Source organism: Duganella zoogloeoides (genome assembly GCF_034479515.1).
Classification (GTDB): Bacteria; Pseudomonadota; Gammaproteobacteria; order Burkholderiales; family Burkholderiaceae_D; genus Rugamonas; species Rugamonas zoogloeoides.
Map to the genome: position 1 here is coordinate 171,503 of NZ_CP140152.1, position 13,667 is coordinate 185,169.

Here is a 13,667-nt window from a genome sequence, read left to right on the forward strand (position 1 = left end):
CTCAAGCGCCAGCTGCAGGCGCTGCATGGCGGGGCGCTCGAAGGCCGTCTTCAGCGCGACGCCGTTCCGGCGGAGGGCGCTGCCACAGGCCCGCAGGACGCTGCTGCATCTTCCGCAACCTCGAAGTAAGGGCACTCACGCCCCCCTTGGCCAGCAACCACAGCTTGGCCGCTTTCGACGTACCGACCCGCACGTCCCACGCGTGCGCGCCACGCGCCTTGACCTCGATGCCGATCTGCCGATAGACATTGCGCGCAGTGGCGATCGCCCACGCCGAGCGCAGGGGTAGCGCGACGATGCCTTCATTGGCCGAGTCGTAATACGGTTCCGCATAATCGACCAGCCGGGCCGCCACCGTGGACAGCGCCGCCCGGTGTTCGGGCAGCGCCAGTTCGGACGGCGGGATGCCCGCCTCGCGCAGCCAGGCGGCCGGCAGGTAGCAGCGGCCGATGTCCGCGTCGGCGACGATGTCGCGCGCGATGTTGGTGAGCTGGAAGGCCAGGCCCAGGTCGCATGCGCGGTCCAGCACATCCGCATCCTTGGCGCCCATGATGGTGGACATCATCAGGCCCACCACGCCCGCCACGTGGTAGCAGTAGCGCAGCGTGTCGTCGATGGTTTCGTACTGCGCGTCGTGCACGTCCATGGCAAAACCGGCCAGGTGGTCGTACGCGTATTGCGGCGCAATCGCGTGGCCCAGCGCCACTTCCTGGAAGGCCGCAAACGCCGGCTCGGTCATCGGCTCGCCCGCATAGGCACGCCGCGTTTGTTCTTCCAGCGTGGCCAGTTCGGCATACGCGTCGTGGGCGGGGGCTGCGGCAGCGGGCGCGAAGCCGAGTTCCTGGCCATCGACCACGTCGTCGCAATGGCGGCACCACGCGTACAGCATCAGCACGCTGCGCCGCACGTCGGCCGGGAACAACGTGGCGGCGGCCGCAAAGCTTTTCGAGCCCACCTTGATGGTCTCGGTGGCATGGTCCATCAACGCTTCGTTCATCGCGCCGTCCCCGCCAGTTCCGCGATCATCAGGCCGGCGGTGGCCTTGGCCGAACCGACCACGCCGGGCACACCGGCGCCCGGGTGGGTGCCGGCGCCCACCAGGTACAGGTTGGCCAGGTCGGCATCGCGGTTGTGCGGGCGGAACCAGGCGCTTTGGGTGAGGATCGGCTCCAGCGAGAACGCCGAACCGACGTGGGCGTTCAACTGGTCGCGGAAATCGAACGGCGTGAAGAAGCGGCTGGTCACCAGCTGGCTGCGCAAGCCCGGCATGTAGCGCTCTTCCAGGTAGGCGAGAATGCGGTCGCGGTAGCGCGGGCCTTCCACGTCCCAGTCGATGTCGGCATTGCCCAGGTGCGGCACGGGCGCCAGCACGTAATGGCTGCCGCAACCGGGGGGCGCCAGCGTCGGATCGGTCACGCACGGCGCGTGCAGGTACAGGGAAAAATCTTCGGCCAGCGTTTTGCCGTTGAAGATTTCCGTGATCAGCGGCTGGTAGCGCGGGCCGAAGCACACGGTGTGGTGTTGCAGCTGGCTGTGGTGGTGGTTCAGGCCGAAGTACAGCACGAACAGCGAATTGGAATGGCGCTTGCCGGCCAGGTTTTTCGCTTGCGCCGGGCCGCGCGGGTGCTGGCCCAGCAGCTTGCCGTACGTGTGCACCACGTCGGCGTTCGACGCCACCGCCTGCGCGGCAAAGGCACGGCCGTCTTCCAGGCGCACGCCGGTCACGCGGTTGCCGGCCGTGTCGATCGCCGCCACCTTGGCGTTGAGTTCGATCTTGCCGCCGATGTCCTCGAACAGCTTGACCATGCCGTTGATCAGGGCGCCGGTGCCGCCGCGCGGGAACCACACGCCCCATTTGCGCTCGAGCGCGTGGATCAGCGTGTAGATCGACGAGGTGGCAAACGGATTGCCGCCGACCAGCAGCGAGTGGAACGAGAACGCCATGCGCAGCTGCTCGTCCTTGATGAAGCGCGACACCATGCCGTACACGCTCTTCCACGCTTCGAGCTTGGCCAGTTGCGGGCCGGCGGCCACCATGTCGCGGATCGACAGGAACGGCACCGCGCCCAGTTTCAGATAGCCTTCGTCGAACACGGCTTTCGAGTAGGCGAGAAAACGCTGGTAGCCGGCCACGTCGTCGGGGTTGCGGGCGTGGATTTGGCGGTCCAGTGCTTCCTGGTCGTTGGCGTAATCGAAGTGGCTGCCGTCTTCCCAGCACAGGCGGTAGAACGGCGTCACCGGCAGCATTTCGACATAGTCGGACAGGCGCTTGCCGGCGGCCGTAAACAGTTCTTCGAGGGCGGACGGATCGGTGATCACGGTGGGGCCGGCGTCAAACGTAAAACCCTGGTCGTGGTACACGTAGGCGCGGCCGCCCGGTTTGTCGCGTTGTTCGAGCAGCGTGGTCTGGATGCCGGCGGCCTGCAGGCGGATGGCGAGCGCGAGGCCGCCGAAGCCGGCGCCAATCACCACGGCCTGTTTTGCTTGGTTCATGCGGAAGTCCTGATCTGTTGAGGTTGGGTTTTGAGTGCGGCTGCCACAGCCTGCCCCACGGGCACCGGCGGCTTGCCGGAGACCACGCGCAACTGGTCGCCCAGCGTCGGGCGGCCGGCATAGAAGCGGGCAATCAGGGGCGCGGACAGCGTATAAAAGCGCTGCATCACGCGCCAGCGGTGGTCGGCTTCGCCGGCCAAAAACAGCATGCGGTTGAGCAGGCGGAAAAAGCGCTGGCGGCGCCACTCGCCGGTGGCGTGCGCGCGGATGGCGGCAAACAGCGCCGCCGCACGCAGGTCTGGTTGCTGTGCGATGCGTTCAGCCAGTCGCACCGCGTGCGGCAGCGAGTAACCGGTGGTCGGATGGAACAGGCCGGCGCGCAGGCCGCTGCTCGGCTGGCCGTGCAGGTCGTCCCAGTAGCCGTCGTGGTCGCACGCCAGCGTGATCGGCAGTGCGCCGCGCTCTTCGCGCAGCACTTCCACGATGCGCCAGCCGCGCGCGGCGGCGTAGGCGGCGATGTTGGCGCGCAGCCGTTCGGGATCGCGCTCGGGCGCATCGACGTAATGGGTGTCTTCGATCAGCAGCCGGTCCGGCCCGAACGGCAGCACGTACACGAAGCGGTAGCCGCCTTGCTGGGCCACGCTGGCGTCCATCAGAATCGGCGCCGTCAAGCCGTGCGGTGCGGCCAGGCGTACTTCCTGGCCGAGGAAAGTCTGGAAGCCGAGCGCCAGCCGGTCGCTATGGACCGGGCCGCGACCGTCGATCACGGCGCCCGCGTGCAGCACGGTGCCATCGACCAGCGTGACCGAGGTGGGGGTGAGCGCGGCAATGGTGGTGTTGGTGCGCAGCGTGTCGCCCAGTATCGGTGCGAGCACTCGGGCGAAATCGTCGGATGCGATACTGGCGTAGCCGCCGGCCAGCGTGCGTTGCAGTTCCGGGAAGACCACCTCGTAGTGCGGCCACCGGGCCGCGACCAACGGCGCGAGCCAGGCGCGCTGGGCGTCATCGAGATCGCTGTCATGGAACGACCAGGTGTGATTGCCGCCGATCTGCGCATCCTGTTCGAGCAGCAGGATGCGCAAGTCAGGGCGCGCCGTGCGCAGGCGCCAGGCGATCAACCCATTGGCCAGTCCGCCGCCGGCCAGGATCAGGTCGTACGGCTTTGCGTTCAGCGTGGCGTTGGTGCCGGCCGGCCTCATGTTGCTGCTCCGGCAGATACGCCGGCCAGGGCCTGCTCCACGATATCTGCCGCGCGCGTGGCGCCGCCAGCATGGGCCAGTTCGCTGGATAATGGCGCCAGGCGGCGCTGGTACGACGGATCGTCCAGCAGAGCGCGCAGGTGCGCCGCCAGTGCGGCCGCGCCGGTGATGCGCGCCGATGCCCGCCGGCCGATGCCCACATGGCACACGCGTGCGGCCACGCCCGGTTGGTCGAAGGCGATCGGCAGCGCCAGCATCGGCGTGCCGGTGGCGATCGCATCCATCACGGTATTGAGGCCGGCGTGGGTGACCACGGCGTCGGCCCGGGCGAGGGCTGCCTGTTGTGGCGCATAGGCGCAGACGGTGGTGGCGCCCGGTGTGCCGGCCTGTTCGATTGCTTTGGACTGGCGGGCATCGAGACCGCCGCAGTGGGCCGCCAGCAGTTGCACGTCCAGCGCGCGGCAGGCCTTGGCGATGCGCTCGAAGGCGCCGAAGCGCTGGCCCTGCAAGGTGCCGAGCGAGGCGAATACCAGCGGTCGGTCCGGATCGAAAGCGGGCAGTGGCGTGGTGGCGGCCTGGACTCCGGCACTGCCACGTAGTGGGCCGACGTGGTGAAAATGGTCGGGCAGGTGCCGGCGCGGGAAATCGAAACCGGCGATCGTCTGGCTGATCTGTGCCAGCGGCGACAGGCACTCGTGCATGGCGTCGCGCGGGGAGATCCCCAGGTTGCGCGCCTGGCGTTCGATGGCGCGCCGGTGCGGTGTCATGATCCAGTCGTACACGCTGGTACTGCCCGCCACCATTTGCAGGCCGCGCGCGCTGGCGTCGTAACCGAACGGCATCACCGGCAGCGGCACGGCTGCTTCGCGGTTGACGGGCAGGGCGCACGCGACCGAGACGAACGGCAGCTGCAGCGCCTCGGCCACCAGGCCCGCTGCCGCTTCCATCTGGTCGCCGAGCAGGGCATCGATGCGCAGCGCTTCGATGGTGCCGGGCAGCTCCTCGCACAGCATGCCGGTGGCGTCGGCCATGTCGAGGATGACCTTGCGCAGGCCCAGCGGGCTGCCGGGATTGGCGGCACGGCGCAGCGCTGCTGCCAGCGAGCCGGGCGGAAAGCGCCGGGCGCCCAGCGCGTAAAAAGCGATGCCGGGAACAAGGGGGGCGGCGGCGCTTGGGGAGCGATTATCTCCCAGGTAGCCAGCGCCAGCGCTCGCCGCGTGGCCGGCGTGACCGTTCAAGGTGCCGGCCATGCTTGCGCCAAGGTAGGCGGCCGCATCAGGCCGGTGCAGGAACGTCACGCGGTGGCCGCGCCGTACCAGTTCGCCAGCCAGCGCGGCCAGCGCGCTGAAGTGACTGGGAAATGCCGGCGCCACCACGCCGAAATGCTGCGGGTGGATGGAGGCCGCCACGCCTGGCGGGCGCGCCGATGCGGACATAACCAGGCTTGCCGCGGCGACCTGCCCGCCGGTCACGACGCGCGCGCAGCGGCCAGCGGGCCGGCGTTGCGGAACAGCGTGCCTACCAGGCCGCGCGTGCCTTGCTTGCCGCCGATGGCGTCGCTCAGGTAGGTGTCGGCCTCGCGCAGGTGGTCGGCCAGGCGCCCGGCCGTGCGTTCGCGTCCCAGCGTGGCGTTGAAGGTGGCCTTGCCGGCGTCCTGGCCGGCATCCTTGCCGGTGATGGCGGCGTCGGCGTCATCGAGCAAGTCGTCCTTGATCTGGAACGCCTGGCCGGCCGACAGCGCGAACGCGCGCAGCGCCTGCAGCACGCGTTCGTCGGCCTCGGCGATGATGGCGGCCATTTCCACCGACAAGCCCAGCAGCACGCCGGTTTTCAACTCGTTGGTGCGGGCGATGTCGTCGAGCGAGCGCTGCGGGTTGCCGTGCAGGTCGAGGAACTGGCCGCGCACCAGGCCCTGGGCGCCGACCGTGTCGGCCAGCGCGCCGACCAGCCGGGTGCGCACATGGGCCGGAATGTCGGGCGCCTGCGACAGCAGCTGAAATGCCCGGCTGAGCAGGGCGACTGACGCCAGGATGGCGACATGTTCGCCGAACTGGCGGTGCACGGTGGGCAGGCCACGGCGCAGCTTGGCGTCGTCCATGCAGGGCAGGTCGTCGAGGATCAGCGAGGCGGCGTGCACCAGTTCCACCGCGCAGGCGGCGTCGAGCAGTGCTGGCGAGGTGCAGCCGAGGTCGCGCGCGACCAGCATCAGCAGCAGCGGACGCATGCGCTTGCCGGTGCCGAGCGTGGCGGCGCGCATGGCGGCCGTGAGCGGATCGGACCGGCCCTGGTCGGGCAGCGCCTGGCTGAGACGCTCTTCGATCTGCCGGCGGATCTCTTCCATGTCCGATGCTGATGGATCATGGCCAGGCTCGCTACCGAAGTTGCTGGTCCGTAAAATCTTGGTAGCCATGGCGCATTTCCTTGTGCTGTAATGTGATGCGGCGGGATGTTTGACGTTGCCGAAAATTATGTAAAAGTTGCTTTAGACCTCATAGAATCATCATACTCAAGCTTTGCCTATCCTACCCTGCCGATCCAATCGTGCGCCAGTTAAAAATAGCGGGTCATCAGCGGGTCATCAGCGGGGCGGCAGCCCTCGGCATGGCCCCGAATGCTGTGCTACCATGCAATGGTTTCTTATAGGAAAGACAAAGGGATGCGGGTAACGAACTGGTTTCTTGCCGTACTGCTCAGCGCTGGCGTGTGGACGCCCGCCGTCGCCATCGAGCGAGTGGCGGTCGGGGCCAGCTTTCACCTCGTGTACGAGCAGGATGCTGCGGGCCGGCCCACCGGTCTGGCTGTGGATGTGCTGCGTGCGCTGGCCGCGCGCGCCGGCGACACCGTGCGCTTCCAGTTCTATCCCTGGCCGCGCGCGCAGGCGATGGTGGAGCGCGGCCAGGCCGACATCCTCGTCGGCCCCTACCGCTCGGCCGAGCGGCTCAAGCGCTTCGACTTCCTCGACCAGCCGTTTTACCGCGATCGCCTGGTATTTTATGCGCGCAGCCAGGGCGGCGCCACCTGGCAGGGCGACTTCCGTAGCCTGGCGGGCAAGCGCGTGGCGGCAGTGCGCGGCTGGCACTACGGCGACAGTTTCGACGTGGCGCGGCCGCTGTTCGACCTGGGCGAGGTATCGCAGGTGGATAACGGCTTGCGCATGCTGGCGCTGGGGCGCGTGGACCTGTTTGCCAGCAACCAGCGCAATACCGACGCGCTGGTCAAGGAGTTGCGCCTGGACGGCGCGCTCACCGTGCTGTGCCCCGACATCGGCCGCATCGACGGCTACCTGGCGTTTCCGCGCACGCCGAAGTTTGCGGCCGCGCGCCAGCAGTACAACCTGTTGTTCAACCAGATGGTGCGCTCGGGCGAGTTGCAAAAGCTGGGCGTGAAGAACCGCGTGCAGGTACCAACCGGCGAGCCGGTTGCAACGTCCAATGCGGCATGCAAGTAAGCGCGCACGCCTGACGCAGGCGTGCACGACGGCGGCGCTTGCGCTAAGCTGGCGCTTCGTCTAACAGGAGAGCACCATGACCCCCGAGCTCGACAGGCGGCAGCGACGGCCGGAAACGTCGCAGACCTCAGATACGGCAGGCTGGCACTCCTTCGATTTCATCGTGCGCCAGGCCTTGCAGGTACAGCGCGACATCGGCACCCCCGGTGCGGTGGAAATGCTGCAAAACATCGGGCTCAACCCGCAGGTGATCGCCCGCGTGCTGAGCCCCGAGCGCCAGGTCCGCGCCGAGGACCTCAGGGCGGTCGCTCAGTCCTTGTGATGGAACGGCGCGAACCACGTCACCAGGAATGACGGGATGGTTGCCGCCATCACCAGCCAGAAGTAGTGCACATAGCCGAGCGCCTGTTGCAGGTGGCCGCTCACCACCCCGGTCACCATCATGCACAAGCCCATCAGGCCGGTGCCGAACGCGTAGTGGGTGGTGCTGTACTTGCCCGGCGCCAGTTGCTGCATCAGGTAAATCATGAAGCCCACCGAGCCGAAACCGTAGAAGAATTTCTCGATCGCCACGCCGGCGCTGATCACCCACAGGCTTTCCGGCTGGTACATGGCCATCAGCAGGAAGGTCACGTTCGGAATGTTCACTGCGCAGCACAGGATGAACAGGGTGGACGGCAGGCCCCGGCGCGAGACGAAAATACCGCCCAGCAGCGAACCCACCAGCACGGCGATCAGGCCGTACGTGCCATAGACCAGCCCCAGCAATTCATTCGACAGGCCGAGGCCGCCCTTGGCGACAGGATCGACCATGAAGAACGGGCCGATCTTTTCCAGCAGGCCGATGCTGAGGCGGAACAGGAAGGCAAAGCCCACCATCAGCCACACGTCGCGCTTCTGGAAGAACGTCACGAACGAGTCCCACAGGATGAAACCGGCTTCGCCGACCGACCTGGGGGCGTTCTCGGCCTTGGCGCCGTCCGGCATCACGCGCGCGTGCCAGATGGCCGAGACGATGATGATGGCGGCAACGATGAAGAAAATCACGCGCCACGATTCGATCCACTGCGGACCGAACTCACCGGCCGGGTGGCCGAAGTAATGGGTGTGCAGCCAGCCGCTCAGGTACACCATGCCGCCCGAGGCAACGATGGGGCCGACGTTCCAGCTCAGGCTCTGGATGCCGCAGAACAGCGATTGCGCGCGCGAGTCGAGCGAGGTGACGTACACGCCGTCGGACGCGATGTCCTGCGTCGCGCCCACCAGCGACAGCAGGCCGAACAGGAACACCATCACCACCATGTAATTGGGCAGCGACATGGCCAGCGCCACGCCGGCAAAGCCGATACCGACGATCACCTGCGTGCATAGCACGAAGAATTTCTTGGTCCGGTACATTTCCACGAACGGCGCAAACAGCGGCTTGATGGTGTAGGCCAGGATCAGGTAGCTCGCGTATTCGGCCGCCTTGCCGTTGTCCATGCCCAGGTTCTTGAACATGATCGACGTCACGCTGGTGAGCATCATGTAGGTGAGCGCCATGGCGAAATAGCTGCTCGGCACCCATAACATCGGCGTGCCGGGGCGGAACATGGCGGCCAGCAGCGACGGGTGCTCGGCGCCGGGCGGCAGGCGCTGCGGCTTGGCTGCCGATGGTGCCTGCGGCTGCGTGGATTCTTGGTGCATGTGTCGTCCTCGTTGTTCTCTATGGAGTATAGCTGCGCAGGCAGGCTCTGCGGCCACTCTGCGGGTCCTCCGGCGCGTACGCCGGAGGGGTACTACGGTTGCGTTGCTCTTTGATTTACGCGGCCTGTTCCAGCTTGGCGTTGCCGCGCTGCTGCACCACGTAGTCGCGGTACCACAGGGCGCTGTGCTTGAGCGTGCGCTTCTGGGTAGCGTAATCGACGTGGACGATGCCGAAGCGCTTGGCGTAGCCCGAGTTCCATTCGAAGTTGTCGAGCAGGCTCCAAAGGAAGTAGCCCTGCACGTCCACGCCTTGCAGGCGGGCGTCATTGATGGCCTTCAGGTGGCGCAGCACGAAGTCGATGCGGGCCTCGTCCGGCACTTCGCCATCGACGATGGTGTCGGCATTGGCCATGCCGTTTTCGGTGATGTAGATCGGCGGCAGGTCGTAGTCGGCGTGCAGCTTGAGCAGCAGTTCGGTCAGGCCGTCCGGGTAAATTTCCCAGCCCATGTCGATGGTGCCCAGCTTGTTTTCGGGCTGGCGCGGCGGCACTTCTGCGCTGCAGAACGAGCGGAAGTAATAGTTCAGGCCCATGAAGTCGAGCTTGCCCTGGATGATGTCCAGGTCGCCTTCCTGCACGTCCGGCGCGTTGTCGCCGTGGACCTTGAGCGCCAGCGCCGGGTAGTGGCCCTTGAAGATTGGATCCATGAACCATTCCACCGAGCGCGAGTATTCAAACTCCGCCATGGCGATATCGGCCGCGCTGTCGGTGGCCGGGTGCGCAGGCCACTGGTTCAGCACGATGCCGAGCTGGGCCGAGCTGGCGACGTCGCGCATGGCGCGCATGGCCAGGCCGTGCGACAGCAGCAGGTGGTGCGACACTTGCACCGACTGCTTGATGTCGGCCACGCCCGGTGCAAACTGGGCATTGCCGTAGCCGAGGTTGGCCGTGCACCATGGCTCGTTATGAGTTGCAATCGTTTTCACCCGGTTGCCGAAGCGGCGCGTGACCTCGGCCGCGTAGGCGGCGAAGTGGTAAGCGGTATCGCGATTGAGCCAGCCGCCTTCGTCCTGCAGGGCCTGCGGCAGGTCCCAGTGGAACAGCGTGACGTGGGCGCTGATGCCTTTGCTTTCCAGTTCGGCCAACAGCTTGTCGTAAAAGGCAAAGCCGGCTTCGTTCCAGGCGCCTTTGCCCTGCGGCTGCACGCGCGCCCATGCGATCGAGAAGCGGTAGGCGTCCACGCCGAGGCTGGCCATGATCGCCACGTCTTCGGGGTAGCGGTTGTAGTGGTCGCACGCGACATCGCCATTGGTGCCGTCGATGATCTTGCCAGGGGTGTGGCTGAAGGTGTCCCAGATCGACGCGCCCTTGCCATCGGCGGTGGCGGCGCCCTCGATCTGGAAGGCGCTGGTCGCAATGCCCCAGGTAAACGATGGCGGAAATTGGGTGAACTCGTGGCGGATGTCGGTCATGGGTCGGCTATAGGTCGGCAAGATGCGGGTGAAGGAGGCTTGAAAACGATTTCAAACGGATGCAGAGATTAAACCCGAACTCGAATCCAGTGTCAATCAATTGATAACACGATGGCATTGTTCAGCGGCGCCGGCACGCAACAGCGGCCTGCGCATGGCATGGCCGGCGGGTTTGTCACGGACCCGCACTGATATAATGCCGCCTCATTCTTTCACTGCACCGCCACCATGTCTTCCGATACTCCCAAAGAACCCCCAGCGCGGGGCATGCTCTACGATCCGACCGAACACCGCATCCGCAGCTTCGTCACCCGCGCCGGCCGCTTGTCCACCGCCCAGGCGCGCGCGCTGGAAGAGCAGCAGCAGTTCCTGATCACGTACGAGAAGGCGCCGCTCGATTACGCCCAGGCATTCGGCCGCCAGGCGCCAACGGTGCTGGAAATCGGCTTCGGCATGGGCGGCACCACGGCCCACATCGCCGCCGCCATGCCTGACAAAGATTTTATTGGCGTGGAAGTGCACACCCCGGGCGTGGGCAGCCTGCTCAAGCTGATCGGCGAGCAAAACCTCACCAACCTCAAGGCGATCCAGCACGACGCGGTCGAGGTGCTCAACCACATGATTGCCGATGGCTCGCTGCATGGCGTGCACATCTTCTTCCCCGACCCGTGGCACAAGGCGCGCCACAACAAGCGCCGCCTGATCCAGGCGCCGTTCGTCAAGCTGCTGGTGCAAAAGCTGGCGCCGGGCGGCTACATCCACTGCGCCACCGACTGGGAAGACTACGCGGTGCAGATGCTGGAAGTGCTTAGCGCGGAAGAGGGCCTGCAAAACACTGCCGACGGCTACGCGCCGCAGCCGGCCTACCGCCCGCTGACCAAGTTCGAAAACCGTGGCATCAAGCTGGGCCACGGTGTGTGGGACCTGGTGTTCTCGAAAAAATAATGGCAGCTTCGGCCTAGCGCTTTTCGAGCGGCTCCAGGTCGAGCACCACGTTGTACGACAGGCGCGCGGTCTGCCACAGGCCGCCGCCGCGCACCTGCGCGTCGCAGCTGGTCAGCTGGCCGGCAAAGCCGTCGCGCTTGAGGCGGGCGCGGAAGATCACCGCCGCCTTCGCTTCCAGGTATCCCACCATCTGCCCTTGCAGGAACACGGCCACCGCCGCATCTTCATACGCATTGCGGTCGTCGCAGAACAGCATCGCCGTGTGCGGGGCGCGCGCGGCAGCATCGCCATGCGCCCCGGCCAGCGCTTTCAATACGGGCTGGTAGCGCGATTCGTTGACCACCTCGACCAGGAAGCGGCCGCCGTCGGACCAGTAGTGGGCCACCGGCGTGTCGGGCAGCACCGGCGTGTAGGGTGCGGCTGGCAGCGGCGGCAGCGCCACTTTTTGCGCCGGGTTCGATTTGACGATCCGGTACACCACCAGCGCGGTGACGGCAATGATCAGGATGGAGATAAGCAGTTGCATGAGGTAACAGGGGCGGACAATCAGGCCGCCATCTTAACCGATCAGGGTGCGACCGACCGCATGGCATCCGCCTGGTACACCACCTTGCCGCCCACCACCGTTTGCAGCACCTTGATGTTGGCGATGTCCTCGGCGGGTATGGTGAAGAAATTGCGGTCGAGGACGATCAGGTCGGCCAGCTTGCCGGTTTCGAGCGAGCCGGTCAGCTTTTCCTGGCGCAAGGTGTATGCCGCGTTGAGCGTGATCGCGCGCAGGGCCGCCGCGCGCGGCATGCCCGGCATGTCGCCCAGGCGGCCCGCGTACTCGGCGCCCGCATCGGGCGCCGCAGTGCGGGTCACGCCCACTTTCAGGGCGAACCATTCGTCGAGCGGATCGACCGGCCAGTCGCTGCCGTAGGCGATGCGCGCGCCGGCGTCCAGCAGCACCGACTGCGGTTGCACCAGCGGGTAGCGCTGCGGCCCCATGTAGGGTTGCAGTGCGCCGAGCGTGTCGGGCGCCGGCTTGGCCCATTGGAACGACAGCACCGGCGTCACGTCGAGTTTGGCGAAACGGGCGTAGTCGCTTGGGGCCACGATTTCGTCGTGGGCCAGCGCCGGGCGCGCTTTCTTGCCGGCTGGCGTGCCGCGCAGCCAGGCGATCGCATCGAGCGTCTCGCGCACGGCGCGGTCGCCATCGACGTGGATGTGCGGATCGATGCCGGCGCGCGCCAGCACATCGAGCGTGGAGCGCAGCGCCGCTTGCGAGAAATACGTGGGCGGGCCGTTGCTGGTGCCCGGCTGCCAGTTCGGCTGCTGTTCTGTGCCCTGGTTGACCAGGTACGGTTCGAGCATGGCGCCGGTAAAGGCCGGCGCCGAGATCACGCCGTCCATGAACAGCTTGGCGTGGCGTACCTGCAGCGACGGCGCCACCGTGGTCGGGCCCTGGTCGAACTGTTTTTTCTGTTTCAGCAGGTCGGCCACGGCGCGCTGCGGTGTACTTCCCTTGTCGAGGTCGATCAGCACGGCAAAGTGGGCGCGTGCGGTGAGCTTGCCTTGCCGTTGCAGGTCGGTAAACGCCGTCATGGTTTCGGGATCGGTATAAGCGTCGAGGAAAGACGTGATGCCTTGCCGGCGCATCGCTTCGAGCGCCTTGGTCGATGCCGCCAGGTTCTCGGCCACCGTGAGCGGCGGCAGTAAATTCATGGCCATGTCTTGCGCCGCGTCTTCGAGCAGGCCGGTGGCCTGGCCGCTGGCGTCGCGCGCGATCTTGCCGCCGGCCGGGTCCGATGTGGCGGCCGTGATGCCGGCCACCGCGATGCCCTTGCTGTTGAGTAGCAGCGAGTGGCCGAACGACGAGCGTACCAATATTGGCCGGTCGGTCTTGAGGGCGTCCAGTGTGGCGGCGGAGGTCGTCACGCCGTCGGGCAGCATGCCCTGCTGGAACCAGTTGACCACCACCAGCCAGCGCTTGGGATCGGCCTTGCCCAGCCGGACATCTTGGTCGATGCAGGCCTGGATGCGCTGCTGGAATTGCGGCACTGTCAGCGGTGCGTAGTCGAGGCTGCAATTGAGCAGGCGGCTGCCACCCGACTGCGGGTGCATATGGCCGTCGATCAGGCCCGGCATCAGCATCTTGCCGCCCAGGTCGATCACCGTGGTGTTCTGGCCTTGCAGTTTGGCGGCGCCTGCGTCATTGCCCACGTAGACGATGCGCCCGCCGCGCACGGCCAGCGCCTGCTGCACGCTGTCTTTGGCATCGACCGTGTAGATGTAGCCGTTGCGGTAGACGGTGTCGGCCGGCAGCGTGGCGGCGGCGGCCGTGGCAGAGGCGAGCGCGCAGGTCAGCGCAAACGGCAGCGCAAACGGCAGCGCAACGGGACACTTCAAGCGGGCAAACCAACCGGGTCGGGTCATGCAGTCT

At 66.6% G+C, this 13,667-nt stretch carries 12 protein-coding genes; 3 read left to right on the forward strand and 9 right to left on the reverse strand.

Annotated features, from left to right (window positions below; translation table 11 throughout):
* Position 1 precedes the first annotated feature (1 nt).
* From crtB to SR858_RS00810, 5 genes are read right to left on the reverse strand one after another with little or no spacing between them, the layout of a single operon-like run.
* Entirely contained in the window at positions 2–997 is a 996-nt protein-coding gene (gene crtB, locus SR858_RS00790; protein ID WP_019923698.1) for a 15-cis-phytoene synthase CrtB, read from the reverse strand.
* Positions 994–2,493 (reverse strand): phytoene desaturase, encoded by a 1,500-nt coding sequence (locus tag SR858_RS00795; RefSeq protein ID WP_019923699.1) that lies wholly within the window; start codon positions 2,491–2,493, stop codon positions 994–996. Before SR858_RS00795 ends, crtB begins: the two co-directional genes overlap by 4 nt.
* Entirely contained in the window at positions 2,490–3,692 is a 1,203-nt protein-coding gene (crtY, locus tag SR858_RS00800) for a lycopene beta-cyclase CrtY (RefSeq protein ID WP_019923700.1), read from the reverse strand. The genes SR858_RS00795 and crtY overlap by 4 nt, the downstream gene beginning before the upstream one ends.
* The gene (locus SR858_RS00805) at positions 3,689–5,128 is read right to left on the reverse strand and encodes a nucleotide disphospho-sugar-binding domain-containing protein (protein WP_019923701.1); all 1,440 of its coding nucleotides are present in this window, start codon (positions 5,126–5,128) and stop codon (positions 3,689–3,691) included. Before SR858_RS00805 ends, crtY begins: the two co-directional genes overlap by 4 nt.
* A gap of 32 nt (positions 5,129–5,160) precedes the next feature.
* A complete protein-coding gene (locus SR858_RS00810; protein ID WP_019923702.1) occupies positions 5,161–6,102 on the reverse strand; it encodes a polyprenyl synthetase family protein in 942 nt (313 codons plus the stop codon).
* A 246-nt stretch (positions 6,103–6,348) separates the two neighbouring features.
* Between SR858_RS00810 and SR858_RS00815 the strand changes: the two genes are divergently transcribed.
* Both SR858_RS00815 and SR858_RS00820 read left to right on the forward strand, forming a co-directional pair.
* Positions 6,349–7,140: a substrate-binding periplasmic protein gene (locus tag SR858_RS00815; RefSeq protein ID WP_019923703.1), complete on the forward strand. Its 792-nt coding sequence runs from the start codon at positions 6,349–6,351 to the stop codon at positions 7,138–7,140.
* Positions 7,141–7,216: 76 nt separating this feature from the next.
* Positions 7,217–7,462, forward strand: coding sequence for a hypothetical protein (locus tag SR858_RS00820; protein ID WP_019923704.1), 246 nt, complete (start codon positions 7,217–7,219; stop codon positions 7,460–7,462).
* On the opposite strand, the gene SR858_RS00825 is transcribed toward SR858_RS00820, so the two are convergent.
* Both SR858_RS00825 and SR858_RS00830 read right to left on the reverse strand, forming a co-directional pair.
* Positions 7,450–8,826, reverse strand: coding sequence for an MFS transporter (locus tag SR858_RS00825; protein ID WP_019923705.1), 1,377 nt, complete (start codon positions 8,824–8,826; stop codon positions 7,450–7,452). The two genes, SR858_RS00820 and SR858_RS00825, sit on opposite strands and share 13 nt — an antisense overlap.
* Positions 8,827–8,941: 115 nt before the next feature.
* Positions 8,942–10,297: a GH1 family beta-glucosidase gene (locus SR858_RS00830; protein ID WP_019923706.1), complete on the reverse strand. Its 1,356-nt coding sequence runs from the start codon at positions 10,295–10,297 to the stop codon at positions 8,942–8,944.
* 267 nt (positions 10,298–10,564) lie between these two features.
* Here SR858_RS00830 and trmB point away from each other — a divergent pair, with 267 nt between their 5' ends.
* Entirely contained in the window at positions 10,565–11,242 is a 678-nt protein-coding gene (trmB, locus tag SR858_RS00835) for a tRNA (guanosine(46)-N7)-methyltransferase TrmB (RefSeq protein ID WP_019923707.1), read from the forward strand.
* A gap of 13 nt (positions 11,243–11,255) precedes the next feature.
* Here the strand turns inward: trmB and SR858_RS00840 are convergent, their stop codons facing one another.
* Positions 11,256–11,768: a hypothetical protein gene (locus SR858_RS00840; RefSeq protein WP_019923708.1), complete on the reverse strand. Its 513-nt coding sequence runs from the start codon at positions 11,766–11,768 to the stop codon at positions 11,256–11,258.
* A gap of 41 nt (positions 11,769–11,809) precedes the next feature.
* Entirely contained in the window at positions 11,810–13,660 is a 1,851-nt protein-coding gene (locus SR858_RS00845; RefSeq protein WP_084670101.1) for an amidohydrolase, read from the reverse strand.
* Positions 13,661–13,667 lie beyond the last annotated feature (7 nt).

What these genes read in the sequence shown, in the direction of transcription:
- crtB (WP_019923698.1), bottom strand. Translation starts at nt 997, where the DNA reads ATGAACGAAGCGTTGATGGACCATGCCACCGAGACCATCAAGGTGGGC.
- SR858_RS00795 (WP_019923699.1), bottom strand. Translation starts at nt 2,493, where the DNA reads ATGAACCAAGCAAAACAGGCCGTGGTGATTGGCGCCGGCTTCGGCGGC.
- crtY (WP_019923700.1), bottom strand. Translation starts at nt 3,692, where the DNA reads ATGAGGCCGGCCGGCACCAACGCCACGCTGAACGCAAAGCCGTACGAC.
- SR858_RS00805 (WP_019923701.1), bottom strand. Translation starts at nt 5,128, where the DNA reads ATGTCCGCATCGGCGCGCCCGCCAGGCGTGGCGGCCTCCATCCACCCG.
- SR858_RS00810 (WP_019923702.1), bottom strand. Translation starts at nt 6,102, where the DNA reads ATGGCTACCAAGATTTTACGGACCAGCAACTTCGGTAGCGAGCCTGGC.
- SR858_RS00815 (WP_019923703.1), top strand. Translation starts at nt 6,349, where the DNA reads ATGCGGGTAACGAACTGGTTTCTTGCCGTACTGCTCAGCGCTGGCGTG.
- SR858_RS00820 (WP_019923704.1), top strand. Translation starts at nt 7,217, where the DNA reads ATGACCCCCGAGCTCGACAGGCGGCAGCGACGGCCGGAAACGTCGCAG.
- SR858_RS00825 (WP_019923705.1), bottom strand. Translation starts at nt 8,826, where the DNA reads ATGCACCAAGAATCCACGCAGCCGCAGGCACCATCGGCAGCCAAGCCG.
- SR858_RS00830 (WP_019923706.1), bottom strand. Translation starts at nt 10,297, where the DNA reads ATGACCGACATCCGCCACGAGTTCACCCAATTTCCGCCATCGTTTACC.
- trmB (WP_019923707.1), top strand. Translation starts at nt 10,565, where the DNA reads ATGCTCTACGATCCGACCGAACACCGCATCCGCAGCTTCGTCACCCGC.
- SR858_RS00840 (WP_019923708.1), bottom strand. Translation starts at nt 11,768, where the DNA reads ATGCAACTGCTTATCTCCATCCTGATCATTGCCGTCACCGCGCTGGTG.
- SR858_RS00845 (WP_084670101.1), bottom strand. Translation starts at nt 13,660, where the DNA reads ATGACCCGACCCGGTTGGTTTGCCCGCTTGAAGTGTCCCGTTGCGCTG.